Genomic DNA, 17,166 nt, shown 5'->3' with positions numbered 1-17,166 from the left:
GGTTATGCAAAATCCCTCCGCCCCTGTGGTTGAAACGCGCCAGGGCGCACTGACTGGTTTTACAGACAACAATATTCACGTGTGGTGTGGGATCCCCTACGCTGCACCGCCCGTGGGCGACTGGCGCTGGCGCTCTCCGCGTCCGCCGGAAAGCTGGGAGGGCGAACGGCAGGCAACGACGTTTTCGCCCTCAAGCTGGCAAAGCATTGAGTACTGCAAAAAGCTGGGCGGCGGCGATCCCGGCCAGTTCTCGGAAGATTGTCTCTATCTTAACGTCTGGTCTCCCGTCGATCGCGCCGGGCTGCTTCCGGTCATGGTCTGGCTGCACGGCGGCGGGTTCACGATTGGCGCGGGTAGCCTGCCGCCCTACAACGGTAAAGCGCTGGCATCACGCGGCGTGGTGGTTGTGACGATCAACTACCGTCTGGGTCATCTCGGCTTTTTCGCGCATCCGGCGCTGGAAGGTGAAGAAAGCCGCGTGGTGCATAACTTTGCGTTACTTGACCAGATCGCCGCGCTGGAGTGGGTGCGAGATAACATTGCCGCATTTGGCGGGGATCCGAACTGCGTGACGCTGTTTGGTGAATCTGCGGGCGCGCGCAGCGTGTTGTCGCTGATGGCATCGCCGCTGGCGGAAGGATTGTTCCATAAAGCGATCGTGCAAAGCGGGTACACCTTACCGGATACGCCGCGCGAGAAAGCCCTGCAAAAAGGGGAAGCGATAGCCGCCCATTTTGGGCTGGAGAACGCCACCGCCGAGCAGCTGCGCGCGCTGCCGCCTGAGGCCTTCTGGCCGCTCACGTCGCCGCTGAACGTTGCGCCTGCGCCCGTCGTTGGGGATTGCGTCTTGCCGGAAGCGATGCTGGATGTGTTCTTTGCCGCGCGACAGCATCCTGTTCCGCTAATGATGGGTTCAAACAGCGATGAAGCCAGCGTGATGGCGGTGTTTGGCGTGGATCTTGCCGGCCAAATTCAGAAGCTTCGCCAGGAACGACGCTTTGGCCTGGGGCTGATTAAGCTGCTCTATCCGGGCGTGAAGGGGGATGAAGAGCTGGGCAGACAGGTGTGCCGTGATATGGCCTTTACCACGATGGGCTATGTGGCGATGCAGGCTCAGCAGCGTGTGGGCGGACTGTGCTGGCGCTACTGGTTTGATTATGTCGCGGAAGCGGAACATGGCACCTATATCAACGGTGCCTGGCACGGCAATGAAGTGCCTTACGTGTTCGATACCCTGGGTCAGGTGGAGCCTTCTCGTCAGTACGTGAACGAACGCGATCTGCAGTTTGCTGCCCAGGTCGCGGATTACTGGGTGAGCTTCGCGCGTGAGGCCGGGGCGCAGGACAGCTTATCCGGACCGGTGCACTGGCCCGCCTGTCGCAAAGGGCGCGACGTATTGTTGCGTATTGGAGTGAATAAACATGCAGGTTTCAGGCTTGAAAACCGCTTTATGCGCGCCCGCATGAGTCTCTTCAAACGGGTAATGAAGCACCACGTCAGCCTCGATTAAGCAAACAGGCGCGAAACGCCGCCAGACCGTTTTCCTCGCCTGGCGTTTCGCGCAGCACCAGCCGGTAGCTCGCGCCGGTTTTTATGCTTGTCTCATAAGGCCGTAACAGCCTTCCTGCGCGAACATCTTCCGCCACCAGCGTTTCGTCAGCAATGGCGACGCCGAGTCCCTGAATGGCAGCAGTAATGGCGAGATCCATGGTGTCGAAGTGTTGATTTTTGTGCATAACAAACGCCGGGCTTTCCTGTTTCGCCAGCCACAATGACCAGTCGGTTTTATCTCTTGTCGGATGAAGAAAAGTCAAGGCGCCCAGCGTTGCGCCTGCCCGGAGTGGGCTAAGCACCGGCGTCAGCGCTTCTTCAAACAGCAAATCGCCCGCGCTCATGTGGGTACCGAAAACAATGGCGGCATCGTAAGATTCGGTTTTGAAATTGACGTTGTGATCGGTCGTGGTGGTCAACGCAATTTGCAGATCCGGCTGTTCGCGCTCCACGTCCAGCAACCGGGGAATGAGCCAGCGCATGGCGCAGGTCGGCGCTTTCAGGCGAATGACGGTCTGGTGCGCCCGCGCCCGATCCGCAACGTTCAGTAACTGCGTAAAGGCCGATTGCATTTCCGGAAGCAGGGCGCTGCCCTGGGGAGAGAGCCGCAGCCCGCGCGCATGGCGTTCGAACAGGGGAAAGCCAAACCACGCTTCGAGTGAGGCAATTTTGCGGCTCACGGCACCTTGCGTCAGGCAAAGCTCCTGCGCCGCATGGGTAAGGTTCAGATGACGCGCGGTGATCAAAAAGGCGTCGATGGCATTAAGCGGGAATGAACGGCGCGACATACTACACCTCAGCTATGCATTTTTCTCATGGCTATTATGACAACAATTCGATTGTCCCGACAGCAGAGTTATTGTTTGAATAGTTATGCAACAACAATGAGAAGGGACAGAGGATGACTTTACAGACACCGGTGCAAACCCGTTCAAAATTGCCTGACGTGGGGACCACGATTTTTACCGTTATCGGGCAGCTTTCTGCACAGCATAACGCCATCAACCTTTCTCAGGGCGCGCCCAATTTTTCCTGCGACCCAAAGCTTATCGCCGGTGTCACCCGCGCCATGGAGGCGGGGCATAACCAGTACGCGGCAATGACGGGCCTGACCTCCCTGAAAGAACGCATTGCGGAAAAGATTGCCACGCTTTACGGCACCCGGTATGACCCCGGCAGTGAAGTGCTCGTAACTGCCAGCGCCAGTGAAGGGCTCTACTCGGCCATTAGCGGGCTGGTCCATCCTGGCGATGAGGTGATTTACTTCGAACCGTCATTTGACAGCTACGCGCCGATAGTGCGGTTGCAGGGGGCGACACCCGTTGCCATTAAGCTGACCGTTCCGGATTTTGCCGTTAACTGGGACGAGGTTCGCGCCGCGATTACGCCGCGCACGCGTATGATCATCATCAACACGCCGCATAATCCGAGTGGTCAGGTCTTCTCAGCGAACGATCTGCAACAGCTGGTGGCGGTGACCCGTAATACCGACATCATTATTTTGTCTGACGAAGTGTACGAGCACGTCGTTTTTGACGGCGAGCCGCACCACGGCATGGCGACGCATCCGCAGCTGGCGGAGCGCAGCGTGATTATCTCATCGTTCGGAAAAACCTATCACGTCACCGGCTGGCGAGTGGGTTACTGTGTTGCCCCGGCGGTGCTGATGGACGAGATTTGTAAAGTCCATCAATTTTTAATGTTTTCTGCCGATACGCCAATGCAGCACGCGTTTGCTGAACACATGGTCGATCCGCAAACCTGGCTGTCGCTCTCTGCATTCTATCAACGCAAGCGCGACCTGCTGCAAAGTTTGCTGGCGGAATCACCGTTCCGACTGCTGCCAAGTGCCGGATCGTTCTTCCTGCTGGCGGATTACAGCCATTTCAGCGACGAGCGCGACAGCGAGATGGTCAAACGGCTGATCGTCGAGTGTGGCGTGGCCACCATTCCGCTGTCGGCGTTTTACGCGGACGGCACGGATAATAAATTGATTCGTCTCTCTTTTGCCAAAGATGAGGCGACGTTACGGGCAGGTGCCCAGGCCCTGTGTCGGGTTAAACCACGCTGAGGAGTGTGAGATGAAATTACGCGCGTTAATAGTCGGCATGGGATTGCTGTGTACGTTTTCTTCCTTCGCTGCCACCGAGTTACGTTACGGCCTTGAGGCGGAATATCCGCCGTTTGAAAGCCGAAATGCATCTGGTGAACTGGAAGGGTTCGACGTTGAGCTGGGCAACGCTATCTGCAAAGCGGCAGCGCTGAAGTGCAGCTGGGTTGAAACCTCGTTCGATGCGTTGATCCCGGGCCTGGTGGCGAAAAAATTCGATGCCATTAACTCGGCGATGAACATCACCGAGCAGCGCCGCAAAAGCATTGATTTTACCCAGCCGATTTACCGCATTCCGTCGCAGCTGGTCGGCAAAGCCGGTACGGCGGTAGACACGACGGCTGAAGGGCTGAAGGGCAAAACCATCGGCGTGCTGCAGGGGTCCATTCAGGAAACCTATGCGAAAGAGCACTGGGAAAAGCACGGTGTCACCGTGGTGTCTTATAAAGATCAGAATATGGCGTGGGGCGATCTGCTGAATGGCCGTATCGACGCCTCGCTGGTCATGTCCGCGGCCGGGCAGGCAGGTTTCCTCAGTAAGCCGCAGGGTAAAGGGTTTGGCTTTATCGGCAAACCGGTGTCGGACGACACCATCCTCGGCAGTGGGATCGGTTTTGGGTTGCGCAAAGGTGACGAGGCCACCAAAAAGCAGCTTGATGCCGCGATTGATAAAGTACGTGCCGACGGCACGATCGCTAAACTCGCTGATAAGTACTTCCCGGGTATCGATGTCAGCGTAAAATAACCGCCTCGTTAGCCCCGTCAGCCGATGTCCTGACGGGGCATTTTTCTACACATTTTCCAGGCTTTCTTTACACCACTTTCGGGCCGTTCTGGTCGACAGAAAATATTTCTCACTTTGTTCATATAATCACCGGCCAACAATTGGATTCTTAACCATTATTGTTTAGGCTGTGCGTTCTTTCTTGCCGTCATTTCGCCGCGCGCGAAACACATTCACACGACCATAAGGACGTTTTTCCAGGCATGAATCGCAGACGTTTTCTAAAAGGCTCGCTTGCAATGGCTGCCCTGAGCGGCACATCTGGCCTTGCTTCCCTGTTTTCCAAGGCGGCCTACGCGGCTGACTCTGACATTGCAGACGGCCAGAGCCGTCGTTTTGACTTCTCCGTCCTGCAATCCATGGCGCATGACCTGGCGAAAACCCCGTGGGGTGGCGCGCCGCGTCCGCTGCCGGAGACGCTGGCAACCATGACGCCGCAGGCGTATAACGCCATCCGCTACGACGAAAAACAGTCTCTGTGGAATAACATCGAAGGCCGTCAGCTGGACGTGCAGTTCTTCCATATGGGGATGGGGTTCCGCCGCCGCGTGCGTATGTTCTCGCTGGATCAAACAACCTCTCAGGCGCGTGAAATCCACTTCCGCCCTGAACTGTTCAGCTACGGCGACACGGGTGTTGATACGAAACAGCTTGAAGGCCAGAGCGATCTCGGTTTTGCGGGCTTCCGCGCCTTTAAAGCCCCCGAGCTGGCGCGTCGCGACATCGTCTCGTTCCTCGGTGCGAGCTACTTCCGCGCGGTGGATGACACCTATCAGTACGGCCTTTCCGCACGCGGTCTGGCGGTGGATACCTTCACCGACACGCCGGAAGAGTTCCCGGATTTCACCTCCTTCTGGTTTGAAACCGTTAAGCCGGGGGATACCACCTTTACCGTCTATACGCTGCTGGATAGCCCAAGCATCACCGGGGCGTATAAGTTCGTGATCCACTGCGAGAAGAGCCAGGTGATTATGGAGGTGGAAAACCATCTCTATGCACGTAAAGACATCAAGCAGTTGGGCATCGCGCCGATGACCAGCATGTTCAGCTGCGGCAATAACGAGCGCCGCATGTGCGACACCATTCACCCGCAAATCCACGACTCCGACCGCCTGGCGATGTGGCGCGGCAACGGGGAGTGGATCTGTCGTCCGCTGAATAACCCGCAGAAGCTGCAGTTCAATGCCTACATGGATAAGAACCCGAAGGGCTTTGGCCTGCTGCAGCTTGACCGTGATTTCTCTCACTATCAGGACGTGATGGGCTGGTATAACAAACGTCCAAGCCTGTGGGTGGAGCCGCGAAACAACTGGGGGAAAGGCGCGGTAGGGCTGATGGAGATCCCAACGACGGGCGAAACGCTGGATAACGTGGTCTGCTTCTGGCAGCCGGAGAAGCCGGTGGAAGCGGGGGACGAGCTGGACTTCAAATACCGACTTTACTGGAGCGCGCAGCCGCCGGTGCGTTCTCCGCTGGCGAACGTTTTCGCCACCCGTACCGGTATGGGGGGCTTCCCGGAAGGCTGGGCACCGGGCGAAAATTACCCGAAAGTCTGGGCGCGTCGCTTTGCCATTGATTTCGTCGGTGGCGACCTGAAGGCCGCTGCGCCAAAAGGTATCGAGCCGGTAATCACGCTCTCCAGCGGTGAAGCGAAGCAGGTTGAGATCCTCTACGTTGAGCCGTTTGACGGGTATCGTATTCTGTTTGACTGGTATCCTACCTCGGATTCAACCGAGCCGGTGGATATGCGCCTGTTCCTGCGCTGTCAGGGCGATGCCATCAGTGAAACCTGGCTGTATCAGTATTTCCCACCGGCGCCGGATAAGCGTAACTACGTTGACGACCGGATAATGCGTTAACGTTTGTGGGGTTGTGCCGGGTGGCGGCTTCGCCTTACCCGGCCTACTCTGGACGCATTTGTAGGCCGGGTAAGCGTTAGCGCCACCCGGTAATTGAGAGGCACCATGTCTTCAGAAATCATCCCCGTTTCACAGCAAATCGAACTGCGATCCGTCGAAGAGCGTTACACCACCGACCTGCACAACCTCGTCATCAAAAACAAAATCTTCCTGCAAACCGCCTTTGACTGGGCGCAGCACGTGGGCAGCGAAGAGGATACCCGCCGCAACGTGCAGAGTAACCAGATGCTGCACCAGCGCGGCTACGCCAAAATGTTTTTAATTTTTCATGACGATGCGCTGGCAGGTGTGCTGTCGTTCAACGCCATTGAACCCGCGAACAAAACGGGCTATATCGGCTACTGGCTGGATGAAGCGCATCAGGGAAAGGGCATCCTCTCCCGGTCGCTGCAGGCGTTTATGCGCCATTATGTTGAACTCGGGACCGTTCGCCGCTTTGTGATTAAGTGCCGGGTGGATAACCACAGCAGCAACGCCGTTGCGCTGCGCAACGGGTTTATGCTCGAAGGGTGCCTGCGTGAGGCCGAATACCTGAACGGCCGTTATGATGATGTAAATACCTACGCGAGACTGTTCCCGCTATAGCGCGCCAAGCAGCGGCGTGCGGGTAATGCGCGTATCGCCGTTGATCGCCTTTTCCCCACGCAGGTGAATGTTCTCGCCCATAAAGGCTTCAATCACCGCATCGTCGGTAATCTCCACCCGATGTTCGATAAACACGTCGCCACTGATGCGCGCGCGTCCCTGAATAACGACCTTATCGTCAATCAGAATCGGCCCACCGCGCAGCCACGCCTCTCCACCGATCAGCACGTGATGCTTGATTACGCAGTTACCTTCGATAACGGCGTTTTCTGCAACCTGCGAGCTGTAGCGCACCGTGGGGATAGCGTCGTCATCAAAGCCCGCAATAAGACGCGCGTTGCCGTACACTTTGGCGCAGTCACAGACCCAGACGTTGTTGAGATCGTTACCCTCCAGGATGGCCCTGTCGAAGACTTCGGCTCGATGCTCGATAAAGGCATAGCTGACCAGCGCGTCGCCGTAGATTTGCGCCTGGTGCACAATGCGCGATTCGCTCACCGTGGCCCGGTCATAAATTTTGAGGATCTGTTCCTGGTCGGGCGTTAAGCCTTTCGCGGCAATCACCACGCTGTTGTGGATCACACGGGCATCACCATAAATATGGCATTCGCCGCGCACGGTGGATTGCTGAATGGTGACGTTGTCACTTATTTTTGCCTCATGGCTCACCTGTGCATTGTCCAGCCAGCTGTTACCGCCGACGCGGGCACGGTGACTCACGACACAAGGCTGGGTAAGACGGGCGTTATCCGATATTGTCGCGCCCGCAAATACCACGCTGTTCTCGTCGTAGATCCAGCAGTCACCGTCCTGCGCGAGGGCACTCTCGTCGTCAATCCAGCCGCCTTTCGTGCCGGTCGTTACGTCGTTAAAATCCGCCGTGGCGATAATCTGCCGCAGCGTGGCTGAGTGGGTTGTCTCGCCATTTTTCCACTGCCAGAGGCGGGTCTCGTCGCTAAGGCGGTATTTGTTCATCATGTTATCCCAGGTGAGCGTCTCCACTAAACGTAGCAAACTTTCGGCTTTCCGTTGTGCTGGCATCCGTAGCGGAAACCTCTTAAAATGGCATTTAAAATACATTTTAAAAAATCAAATTAATGAATAACTTTAACAAATCCCAACAGGTGCTTAACCTTCCCGCGGGGTATTTTGGCATGGTGCTTGGCATCATTGGCATGGGCTTCGCCTGGCGATACGCCAGCACCCTGTGGCCGGTGACGCGCTGGCCGGGTGAGATTCTGGTCGCTCTCGCGGTTACATGCTGGTTTTTACTGACGGCGGCATTTGTCACCAGAGCGATCCGTTTCCCGTGCAGCGTGCTGGCAGAGATGCGCCACCCGTTGATGGGCAGCTTCGTCAGCCTTTTTCCGGCCACCACCATGCTGGTTGCCATTGGCTTTGTACCCTGGTTCCGCCCGGTATCGCTGGTACTGTTCAGTGTGGGCGTGGTGGTGCAGCTTGCCTATGCTGCCTGGCAAAGCGCCGGGCTATGGCGGGGGACGCACCCGCAGGAGGCCACCACGCCGGGATTATATCTGCCAACGGTGGCGAATAATTTTATCAGCGCAATGGCATGCGGAGCGCTGGGATTCAACGACGCAGGGCTTGTCTTCCTCGGCGCAGGCGTCTTTTCCTGGCTCAGCCTGGAGCCGGTGATCCTCCAGCGTCTTCGCAGCGCCGGAGAGCTTCCCTCCGCGCAGCGTACTTCTTTAGGCATTCAGCTGGCGCCCGCGTTGGTGGCGTGTAGCGCCTGGTTTAGCGTCAACGGTGGGGAAGCCGACACCTTCGCCAAAATGCTGTTCGGCTACGGCCTGTTGCAGTTGCTGTTTATGCTGCGCCTGCTGCCGTGGTATTTGTCTCAGCCGTTTAACGCCTCCTTCTGGAGTTTTTCGTTTGGCGTGTCGGCTCTGGCTACTACGGGGCTGCATCTGGGACACGGCAGTTCGTCTGGATTCTTCCATGCCATTGCCGTGCCGCTGTTTATCTTTACCAATCTCATCATTGGGATGCTATTGGTTCGTACATTTATCCTGCTGATACAGGGCAAACTTCTGGTGCGCACTGATAAAGCACTGCTTATGCAATCTGAGGAAAAATAATGGCTGTCGATGAAAATTACTTCACAGAGAAATATGGTTTAACCCGTACCCACTCTGAGGTGCTGTACAGCGCGGAGATCGTTAAACCGGGCAAAACGCTGGATCTGGGCTGCGGCAATGGCCGCAATAGCCTTTACCTGGCCGCCAACGGCTTTGACGTGACCGCGTGGGACAAGAACCCGATGAGCATTGACAACATCGAGCGCATCAAAGCGGCAGAAGGGATTACGGCGCTGCAGACTGCGATCAAAGATCTTAACAACCTGAGCTTTGACGGTGAATATGATTTTATCCTCTCCACCGTAGTGCTGATGTTCCTGGAAACGAATACCATCCCTGGTCTTATCGCCAATATGCAGCGCTGCACGACGCCGGGCGGCTACAACCTGATCGTTGCCGCCATGGATACGGCAGATTACCCGTGCACCGTTGGCTTCCCGTTTGCGTTTAAAGCCGGTGAGCTGAGCAACTACTATGAAGGCTGGGAGTTGCTCAAATACAACGAAGAGGTGGGCGAACTGCACCGCACCGACGAAAACGGCAACCGCATCAAGCTGCGCTTTGCCACTATGCTGGCGCGCAAGCCCGCTTAACGGGCGGCCAGCAGGCAGATCTGCAGGGCAGTTTTATACGACGCCTCGAACGACGACAGCGGAAGGAATTCAAACTTCGAATGGAAGTTATGCGCGCCGGTGAAGAAGTTCGGGGTGAGCAGCCCTTTAGCAGAGAGCGCCGCGCCGTCGGTACCGCCGCGCATCGGCGTCGGTTTTGGCGTGATGCCCAGTGATTCCATCGCCTCAAACATCAGATCGATGGCGCGTCTGTCTTCGCCAATCGCATTGCTGATATTGCTGTAGGTGTCTTCAATGCGATAGTCCACCCTGGCCGTTGGATGTTGGGCGGCAATCAGTGCGGCTACGTCGGCAATCTGCTGCTTGCGGGCGGCAAAGTTGTCCTTGTCGAAGTCCCGGATATTGGCTTTAAGAATGGCCTCGTTCTGCCCGGCCTGTATGCCGTTAAACCAGATATAGCCTTCACGCCCTTCGGTGCACTCCGGCGTTTGCTGGCGTTCAAAATGGTTGATGTAGTCAGTCGCCATCAGCAGTGGGTTCACCAGCACGCCTTTGGCGGACATCGGGTGCGCTGTTACGCCGGTAAAGCGGATCTCAGCGGCTGCCGCGTTAAAGTTTTCGTAGACAATTTCCCCCAGCTCGCAGCAGTCGATGGTCCAGGCGAAATCGACGTCGAAGCGCTTCAGATCCAGCGCTTTGGCACCGTTCAGGCCGATCTCTTCATCAGGCACAAATGCCACGACGATATCCCCATGCTGATGCTCCGCCGTCAGGTTTTCCAGCACCGTCATCACCACCGTCACCGCAGATTTATTATCTGCGCCTAATACGCTGGTTCCGTCGCTGAAAATAATCTCTTCACCAGGATACGCCAGAATTTCCGGGTGCTCTTTTACACGTAACCAGATGTCTTTCTCTTTATTCAGGCAGAGATCTTCACCATGAAAGGTTAATATTTGCGGATGAATATCCGGTGACAAACCCACGTCTACGGTATCAATATGCGTAATAAAGCCGATGCGCGGTGCGCCGGGCACGTTGCCTTTTTTTACCGCTGTTACCGTGGCGAATGCATCAATCACAATATCGTCTAACCCCAGCTGTGCCAGCTCCTGCGCCAGCTCCCGCGCCATATCATGCTGCCCTGGCGTTGAGGGCAGGGTTTTAACTTTGGGATCGCTCTGGCTGGTGATAGCGAGATAGCGGAAAAAACGATGCGTTAATTGTCTGGAAAGCGGCGAGCCCATAGTGATTTATTCCTTATTTATTTTTCAGGTGTTTGCCACATCACTTTAATGTTATTTATGGAATGGAAAAAGAATTAATTAGCCGTCGAATTAAAAAGACAGGAATAAATGATGAAAAGCAAACTCACAATGTTAACGCTCGCGTTTGCTGCGCTGACGGTCAGTTCCACCGTGGCGGCGAAAACGCTGGTGTATTGTTCCGAAGGATCGCCGGAAAACTTTAATCCTCAGCTATATACCTCGGGAACCAGCGTGGATGCCAGCGCCGTGCCGGTCTATAACCGACTGGTCGATTTTAAGCCGGGCACAACGGAGCTGGTGCCGAGCCTGGCGGAGCGCTGGGAGGTGAGCGAGGACGGCAAGGTCTACACCTTCCATCTGCGAAAAGGGGTGAAATTCCAGAGCAACAAAGCGTTCAAGCCAACGCGGGATTTTAACGCAGACGACGTGATTTTCTCGTTTATGCGCCAGAAGGATGTCAATCATCCGTACCATAACGTCTCCAACGGCAGCTATTCCAACTTCGAAAGCCTGGAGTTTGGCAGCCTGATTACCGCGATAGACAAGGTGGATGACCATACCGTGCGCTTTACGCTGGCTCACCCGGAAGCGCCGTTTGTGGCCGATCTGGCGTGGTATTTTGCCTCGATTCTTTCGGCGGAATATGCCGATGCGATGCTCAAAGCCGGTACGCCGGAGAAGGTCGATATGGATCCTGTCGGGACCGGGCCGTTCAGGCTGGCGCAGTATCAGAAAGACTCCCGCATTTTATTCACGGCGTTCCCGGAATACTGGCAGGGCAAATCGAAGCTGGACCGTCTGGTCTTCACCATCACGCCGGATGCGTCTGTGCGTTTTGCGAAAATCGAAAAAAATGAGTGTCAGGTGATGCCGTTCCCGAATCCGGCCGATCTGCCGCGCATGAAGGCGAACAAAGACATCACGTTGATGAGCAAGGCGGGGCTGAATACCGGTTTTCTGGCATTCAATACGCAAAAGCCGCCGCTGGATAATGTGAAAGTCCGTCAGGCTCTGGCGATGGCGATCAATAAACCCGCCATTATTGACGCGGTATTCCACGGTACGGGCACTGCGGCGAAAAACCTGCTGCCGCCGGGCGTCTGGAGCGCAGACAGCGAGCTTAAGGATTACGATTACGATCCCGAAAAGGCGAAAGCGCTGCTGAAAGAGGCCGGTTTTGCTAACGGTGTCAGCATCGACTTGTGGGCGATGCCGGTGCAGCGTCCCTACAATCCGAATGCGAAACGCATGGCGGAGATGATTCAGGCCGACTGGGCGAAGGTTGGCGTGCAGGCCAAAATTGTCACCTATGAGTGGGGGGAATACCTCAAGCGTGTGAAAGGGGGCGAACATCAGGCTGCGCTGATGGGCTGGACAACAGCCACGGGCGACCCGGATAACTTCTTTGGCCCGCTCTTTACCTGTACGTCCGCCAACGGGGGGTCGAATTCGGCCAAATGGTGCTACAAACCCTTTGATAAGATTATTGCCGAAGCAAAATCGATAACCGATCAGAATAAACGCATTGCCTTGTACAAAGAGGCGCAGCAGATAATGCATGACCAGATGCCAGCCGTCATGATTGCGCATTCCACTATATTTGAACCGGTGCGTAAGGAAGTCACTGGCTACGAAATAGACCCGTTTGGTAAGCATCTGTTCTGGCAGGTGGATATTAAGCCGTAATTTTGTCCTGCCCGGACCGCGTTCGGGCAGTCTTTTCGCAATTTGTGCTGCCTGCATCATTTTTTGCCACAACAAATCCCCCCATCTTTTGCTATAACTTCAAGTGCATACTTGCAGATAACATGGAATACCATCATGCGTACTCACACTTTTTTTAAAGTTGCAGTGCTTTCTGGTCTGTTGGCGTTGGCGGGCTGTGCATCGAAAGTTGCCGCTCCCGAACAATATTCAGGCTTTTTAAAAGATTATTCAGGCTTGCAGCAAACGACGTCCGCGACGGGGAAACCAACGCTGCGTTGGGTTGATCCTTCGTATAACGAAGCCAATTACGACAGTATTCTCTGGACGCCGATAACCTATTATCCGGCGCCAAAACCGACGACTCAGATTGGTCAAAAAACGCTTGATGAGCTCCTGGCCTATACCAATACCAAAATGAAAACGGCAATTGGTCAGCGTAAACCTGTTGTGTCGACGCCGGGCAAACACAGCCTGATCTTCCGCGGGGCTATCACCGGCGTGAGTTCGCAAAAAGAAGGCCTGCAGTTCTATGAAGTGGTGCCTGTCGCGCTGGTCGTAGCGGGTACGCAGATGGCAACCGGTCACCGCACCATGGATACGCACCTGTTCTTCGAAGGTGAATTGATTGATGCGGCAACGAACAAAACCGTCATGAAAGTAGTGCGTAAAGGCGAAGGGAAAGAGTTGGCAAACGAAAATACGCCAATGGGCTTCGCAACGCTGAAGCAAGTTGTGGATGACATGGCGACAGATGCCACCATGTTTGATGTGCATAAAACAGCGAAATAATGAATCAGGGCCTGCAGCGATGCAGGCCTTTTTTTATGCCGTTCTCAGTCGTCTGTACCAGGTTTCTGGCTTCGTAAACATCACCATATTCCCGCCCAAAATCAGCAGTAGCCCAACAATCCCATTTACGTGCCACACGTATCCTTCATAAATCGTCGAAATAGAGAGCGCAACCAGCGGGAATAACAGGGTGCTGTAGGCGGCTTTACCCGGACCGATGCGTCCGACCAGCGTAAAGTAGGCGCCAAAGGCAATCACCGAGCCAAACAGGGCCAGATAGAGCAGCGCACCAATGTAGCTTACCGTCCACTCCGGCATAAAATTGTCCCCTCTGACGAGCGCAATACCGCCCATCACCAGCGTACCGTAGAGCATCGCCCAGGCGTTTGTGGTCATGGTCTCCAGACCGTTACGCTGGTGGCGCATGCTGATCATATTACCCAGTGAGAATCCGTAGGTGCCCAGCGCCGACAGGCCAATGCCCGTCAGTAAAGAGGCGCTCCAGCCGCTTGCCAGCAGGTCGTCCCAGAAGAGGGTGATGATCCCGACCAGGCCCAGCGCGGCGGCCGTCCAGAAACGAGCGGGCGGGCGCTGTCCGAAGAAAATAAAGCTGTTAATGGCGTTATACAGCACCGCCATGGAGAAAATCACCGACTCCAGGCCGGTATTGATGTGCGCGGCGGCGGCGTAAAAGCACCAGAAGTTGAAGCAGAAAACGCAGCATCCCTGCAGCAGGCAAAAGAGGTGATCCCGCAGGGCCATCTTACGCAAACGGCGAAGGGCAAGTAAGACGATCATTATCGTGGCGGTGGCCACGGCAAAGCGCCAGAAAATCGACACCGGGGCCGCGACCGGTCCCTGCTGCAGAAAAATTGCAATCCAGGTCGTTCCCCATATCACGACCACCAGTCCATAGAGCAATGCGTTCATTGTTTCTCTCTTCTCATACCGCGAAAAGCACAGTCTGACCCGTCTGGCGCTGGGCTGCTTTCATCCTCTTGCGCTGGACTTGCAAATTCTTGCGCTTTTTTGTTGCGCGAAGGCTGGCATCGCGCGACAACACTTCTTAGACTGAGGGTCTGATCAACCATCCGTTCACGGCTATGTCTCACGCTTACGATACCTTTGAAACGCTACGCCAACAGAATGCAGTGCTCCGGGAAACGGTCGCGCTCAATTCCGGTATTCAACTGGCGGCGTGGTACAACAAGCACGATACGATCACCGTAAAAAGCAATCACCATACCCTCAGCCTGTACGTGGCCGATGGTTACGAAAGCTACCAAAAAACGCCGGGCGGCTGGAAGAATGGCGGCGGTCCGGACCGTTTCTGCCTGATGCCGAAAGAGAGCGAATCGACGTGGGATATCCGCGATGACCTGTCATTTGTTCATCTGTACTGTACCGATGAACATCTGCGCGATGTTGGCGAAAAAATCTGGGATAAACGCCCGCTGTCGCTGACGCTTGATGAGAAAATCTTCGGCAGCGATCCGAAAATCACCGCGCTTTATCGCCAGTTTTTGCTTGGCTGCGACTGGCAGCAAAAAGCGAATCAGCTCGCCCTCAGTACCGCCTCTACGCTTTTACTGACGCATCTGCTCCAGAATTACGCCAGCGTGCAGTGGAAGCTGCCGGTCGTCACCGGCGGGCTGTCGCCGTTTGTGCTGCGAAACGTGCTGGCGTTTATCGAAGAGCATCTCTCCCAGTCGCTGACGCTGGCCGATCTGGCCGATCAGGCTGCGCTGAGCGAGTATCACTTTGCCAGAATGTTTCGTCAGTCGATGGGGCTGGCTCCGCATCAGTACGTTATGCAGCGCCGTATGGAGAGAGCCAAAGCGCTGGTGCAGCATACCAACACACCGCTTACGGATATCGCACTCGCCTGCGGGTTTAACTCCGCCAGCCACTTCAGCAACCGTTTTCGCAGCATCATGGGGATAACCCCGTCACAGCTACGCGCGGCGACGGCGTGAAAACACGGCGTAACAGAGGCCACCCAGCACCAGCCCCCAGAAAGCAGAGCCAATCCCCAGAATTGTTGCCCCGCTGGCGGTCATCAGAAAGGTGACGATCGCCGCGTCGCGTTCTGCCTCGTGATGCAATGCCTGATACAAACTCCCGCTGATGGTGCCGAGCAGCGCCAGACCGGCAAGCGTCTGGATCCAGCTGAGCGGTAATGCGGCCATTAATCCGGCGATCGATCCGCCAAAAATGCCCGCCAGGAGATAAAACGCGCCCGCAGCCGCGGCGGCAAGCCAGCGTTTACCCGCATCCGGATGGGCATCAGGGCTCTGGCAAATGGCGGCGGTAATGGCGGCGATACAGATGGAGAACACGCCGAAGGGAGATAACAGCAGCGCCAGCCCGCCCGTCACGATAATCAGCGGTGAGAGCGCCAGCGGATAGCCCGATGCTTTCATCGTGGCGAACCCCGGCGCGTTTTGCGAGGCCATGGTGACCAGGAAGAAGGGCACGCCGATGCTCAGCAGGCTGGTGAAGGTAAACGCCGGTGCGATAAATTGCGGCATAGCGACAGAAAGGGCGATATCACTTGTGACAACGTCACCTCCCGCCCATGCGACTGCGCTACCCACCAGCAGTGTGGCGACAATGGCGTACCGGGGCGCAAAGGCTTTGGCCATCAGCCAGGCCGCAAGCATGCTCCCGCACAACAGAAAATGCCCGTCGAGATTGCTGAACGCCTGCAGGCCAAACCGCAGCAGCACGCCTGCCAGCATCGCGGCAGCAAGGGAATGCGGGATGAGCTTCATCAGGCGGGCAAATAGGCCGGTCACGCCGCACAGTAAAATGAGCGCGTTGGCAAAGATAAAAATGCCGATGGTTTCGGCAAGCGTCACGCCGTTGAGGCTGGTGGCTAACAGCGCCGCGCCGGGCGTTGACCAGGCGGTGAGTACCGGGGCTTTGTACCACCACGATAACGCAAGGGTGCTGAGGCCCATCCCAATGCCCAGCGCGGTCATCCAGCCCGCAATCTGGTGCGCATTTGCGCCCGCCGCCGCTGCGGCCTGCCAGATGATGGCTGCCGAGCTGGCATACCCCACCAGTACGGCAACAAACCCTGCAAGGACGGCAGGAAAGAGATGAGTTGAAGGGCGCATAAAAAAACTCCGTTGTGCGTTATAGCGTCCGGCATAAAGTACCACTGTGCGTTATAGCGTACAAGTGGTATGCTGTGTGGGTATCTGGAGGGACCATGGAAATTACACAACATCTTGCTCATACCCTGAAAACAGAGCGCCAGGCGCGCGGCTGGAGCCTGTCGAGGCTGGCAGAAGAGACGGGCGTGTCAAAGGCGATGCTGGGCCAAATTGAGCGCAATGAATCCAGCCCGACGGTGTCGACGCTGTGGAAAATCGCCACCGGGCTGAACGTACCCTTTTCTGCCTTCATCGCACCAGAGGCGGACGGGCAGGCCGTGTTTGATCCCCAGCAGCAGGCGATGGTTGTGAAACCGTTATTCCCGTGGGATGAAACGCTGAGGTTTGACCATTTTTCGATTACCCTCGCGCCCGGCGCGCTGAGCGAATCCACGCCGCATGAAGCGGGCGTCATTGAACATGTGGTGGTGATCAGCGGCGAACTGGAGATGAACATCGACGGCGAGTGGCGCACGATCCACGCTGACGCCGGGGTGCGTTTTGCGGGGGATAAACCGCACGCCTACCGCAACAGCAGCGCCCGGACGGTGCATTTTCACTCCCTTATTCATTATCCCCGCTGAGGCTACGCAAAACTGTTTCGCTGACGCATACTTCTGA

General features: G+C 56.1%; 16 protein-coding genes. 11 read left to right on the top strand and 5 right to left on the bottom strand.

Features of this window, described 5'->3' with window-relative positions; genetic code table 11:
* The first annotated feature begins 4 nt into the window (after positions 1-4).
* Complete coding sequence (locus tag HV355_RS13330; protein WP_182402201.1) at positions 5-1,510, top strand: carboxylesterase/lipase family protein; 1,506 nt, start codon at positions 5-7, stop codon at positions 1,508-1,510.
* Here HV355_RS13330 and HV355_RS13325 read toward each other — a convergent pair.
* A complete protein-coding gene (locus HV355_RS13325; RefSeq protein ID WP_010431009.1) occupies positions 1,497-2,339 on the bottom strand; it encodes a LysR family transcriptional regulator in 843 nt (280 codons plus the stop codon). The genes HV355_RS13330 and HV355_RS13325 overlap by 14 nt on opposite strands.
* 113 nt (positions 2,340-2,452) lie before the next feature.
* On the opposite strand from HV355_RS13325, the gene HV355_RS13320 reads away from it, so the two are divergent.
* The 4 genes from HV355_RS13320 (at position 2,453) to rimL (ending at position 6,949) form a co-directional block, all read left to right on the top strand.
* Complete coding sequence (locus HV355_RS13320; protein ID WP_010431010.1) at positions 2,453-3,622, top strand: pyridoxal phosphate-dependent aminotransferase; 1,170 nt, start codon at positions 2,453-2,455, stop codon at positions 3,620-3,622.
* A gap of 10 nt (positions 3,623-3,632) precedes the next feature.
* Positions 3,633-4,406 carry a transporter substrate-binding domain-containing protein gene (locus HV355_RS13315; RefSeq protein ID WP_010431012.1) on the top strand — a complete coding sequence of 258 codons (774 nt, stop codon included), beginning with the start codon at positions 3,633-3,635 and terminating at the stop codon, positions 4,404-4,406.
* A gap of 242 nt (positions 4,407-4,648) precedes the next feature.
* On the top strand, positions 4,649-6,304 hold the full coding sequence (locus tag HV355_RS13310; protein ID WP_108417505.1) for a glucan biosynthesis protein: 1,656 nt from the start codon (positions 4,649-4,651) through the stop codon (positions 6,302-6,304).
* A gap of 105 nt (positions 6,305-6,409) precedes the next feature.
* Positions 6,410-6,949 (top strand): 50S ribosomal protein L7/L12-serine acetyltransferase, encoded by a 540-nt coding sequence (rimL, locus tag HV355_RS13305; protein ID WP_042715326.1) that lies wholly within the window; start codon positions 6,410-6,412, stop codon positions 6,947-6,949.
* Here rimL and ydcK read toward each other — a convergent pair.
* Entirely contained in the window at positions 6,944-7,924 is a 981-nt protein-coding gene (gene ydcK, locus HV355_RS13300; protein WP_182402524.1) for a YdcK family protein, read from the bottom strand. The two genes, rimL and ydcK, sit on opposite strands and share 6 nt — an antisense overlap.
* 122 nt (positions 7,925-8,046) lie before the next feature.
* Between ydcK and tehA the strand changes: the two genes are divergently transcribed.
* Both tehA and tehB read left to right on the top strand, forming a co-directional pair.
* Positions 8,047-9,048, top strand: coding sequence for a dicarboxylate transporter/tellurite-resistance protein TehA (gene tehA / locus HV355_RS13295; protein ID WP_182402199.1), 1,002 nt, complete (start codon positions 8,047-8,049; stop codon positions 9,046-9,048).
* Positions 9,048-9,641: a tellurite resistance methyltransferase TehB gene (gene tehB, locus HV355_RS13290; protein ID WP_182402198.1), complete on the top strand. Its 594-nt coding sequence runs from the start codon at positions 9,048-9,050 to the stop codon at positions 9,639-9,641. The genes tehA and tehB overlap by 1 nt, the downstream gene beginning before the upstream one ends.
* Here tehB and pepT read toward each other — a convergent pair.
* Positions 9,638-10,867, bottom strand: coding sequence for a peptidase T (pepT, locus tag HV355_RS13285; protein ID WP_182402196.1), 1,230 nt, complete (start codon positions 10,865-10,867; stop codon positions 9,638-9,640). The two genes, tehB and pepT, sit on opposite strands and share 4 nt — an antisense overlap.
* A gap of 111 nt (positions 10,868-10,978) precedes the next feature.
* On the opposite strand from pepT, the gene HV355_RS13280 reads away from it, so the two are divergent.
* Both HV355_RS13280 and HV355_RS13275 read left to right on the top strand, forming a co-directional pair.
* A complete protein-coding gene (locus tag HV355_RS13280) occupies positions 10,979-12,574 on the top strand; it encodes an ABC transporter substrate-binding protein (RefSeq protein ID WP_108417500.1) in 1,596 nt (531 codons plus the stop codon).
* A 135-nt stretch (positions 12,575-12,709) separates the two neighbouring features.
* On the top strand, positions 12,710-13,384 hold the full coding sequence (locus HV355_RS13275) for a DUF3313 domain-containing protein (protein ID WP_010431033.1): 675 nt from the start codon (positions 12,710-12,712) through the stop codon (positions 13,382-13,384).
* 33 nt (positions 13,385-13,417) lie between these two features.
* Here HV355_RS13275 and HV355_RS13270 read toward each other — a convergent pair whose 3' ends face one another.
* Complete coding sequence (locus HV355_RS13270) at positions 13,418-14,314, bottom strand: DMT family transporter (RefSeq protein WP_108417499.1); 897 nt, start codon at positions 14,312-14,314, stop codon at positions 13,418-13,420.
* A 173-nt stretch (positions 14,315-14,487) separates the two neighbouring features.
* Between HV355_RS13270 and HV355_RS13265 the strand changes: the two genes are divergently transcribed.
* Positions 14,488-15,360 (top strand): AraC family transcriptional regulator, encoded by an 873-nt coding sequence (locus tag HV355_RS13265; RefSeq protein ID WP_182402194.1) that lies wholly within the window; start codon positions 14,488-14,490, stop codon positions 15,358-15,360.
* On the opposite strand, the gene HV355_RS13260 is transcribed toward HV355_RS13265, so the two are convergent.
* Positions 15,340-16,506: a benzoate/H(+) symporter BenE family transporter gene (locus HV355_RS13260; RefSeq protein WP_182402192.1), complete on the bottom strand. Its 1,167-nt coding sequence runs from the start codon at positions 16,504-16,506 to the stop codon at positions 15,340-15,342. The genes HV355_RS13265 and HV355_RS13260 overlap by 21 nt on opposite strands.
* A gap of 95 nt (positions 16,507-16,601) precedes the next feature.
* Between HV355_RS13260 and HV355_RS13255 the strand changes: the two genes are divergently transcribed.
* On the top strand, positions 16,602-17,129 hold the full coding sequence (locus HV355_RS13255) for an XRE family transcriptional regulator (protein ID WP_120158125.1): 528 nt from the start codon (positions 16,602-16,604) through the stop codon (positions 17,127-17,129).
* Positions 17,130-17,166: the final 37 nt, after the last annotated feature.

It is taken from the genome of Enterobacter sp. RHBSTW-01064, assembly GCF_014103035.1.
Lineage (GTDB): Bacteria > Pseudomonadota > Gammaproteobacteria > Enterobacterales > Enterobacteriaceae > Enterobacter > Enterobacter mori.
The sequence above is the reverse complement of the archived record's forward strand: the minus strand, read 5'-3'. Positions and strand labels throughout refer to the sequence as shown.

Coding starts and splice junctions, on each gene's coding strand:
- pepT (WP_182402196.1), bottom strand. CDS start 10,867: ATGGGCTCGCCGCTTTCCAGACAATTAACGCATCGTTTTTTCCGCTAT.
- HV355_RS13330 (WP_182402201.1), top strand. CDS start 5: ATGCAAAATCCCTCCGCCCCTGTGGTTGAAACGCGCCAGGGCGCACTG.
- HV355_RS13275 (WP_010431033.1), top strand. CDS start 12,710: ATGCGTACTCACACTTTTTTTAAAGTTGCAGTGCTTTCTGGTCTGTTG.
- tehB (WP_182402198.1), top strand. CDS start 9,048: ATGGCTGTCGATGAAAATTACTTCACAGAGAAATATGGTTTAACCCGT.
- HV355_RS13280 (WP_108417500.1), top strand. CDS start 10,979: ATGAAAAGCAAACTCACAATGTTAACGCTCGCGTTTGCTGCGCTGACG.
- rimL (WP_042715326.1), top strand. CDS start 6,410: ATGTCTTCAGAAATCATCCCCGTTTCACAGCAAATCGAACTGCGATCC.
- HV355_RS13270 (WP_108417499.1), bottom strand. CDS start 14,314: ATGAACGCATTGCTCTATGGACTGGTGGTCGTGATATGGGGAACGACC.
- HV355_RS13265 (WP_182402194.1), top strand. CDS start 14,488: ATGTCTCACGCTTACGATACCTTTGAAACGCTACGCCAACAGAATGCA.
- HV355_RS13325 (WP_010431009.1), bottom strand. CDS start 2,339: ATGTCGCGCCGTTCATTCCCGCTTAATGCCATCGACGCCTTTTTGATC.
- HV355_RS13260 (WP_182402192.1), bottom strand. CDS start 16,506: ATGCGCCCTTCAACTCATCTCTTTCCTGCCGTCCTTGCAGGGTTTGTT.
- HV355_RS13315 (WP_010431012.1), top strand. CDS start 3,633: ATGAAATTACGCGCGTTAATAGTCGGCATGGGATTGCTGTGTACGTTT.
- HV355_RS13310 (WP_108417505.1), top strand. CDS start 4,649: ATGAATCGCAGACGTTTTCTAAAAGGCTCGCTTGCAATGGCTGCCCTG.
- ydcK (WP_182402524.1), bottom strand. CDS start 7,924: ATGAACAAATACCGCCTTAGCGACGAGACCCGCCTCTGGCAGTGGAAA.
- HV355_RS13255 (WP_120158125.1), top strand. CDS start 16,602: ATGGAAATTACACAACATCTTGCTCATACCCTGAAAACAGAGCGCCAG.
- tehA (WP_182402199.1), top strand. CDS start 8,047: ATGAATAACTTTAACAAATCCCAACAGGTGCTTAACCTTCCCGCGGGG.
- HV355_RS13320 (WP_010431010.1), top strand. CDS start 2,453: ATGACTTTACAGACACCGGTGCAAACCCGTTCAAAATTGCCTGACGTG.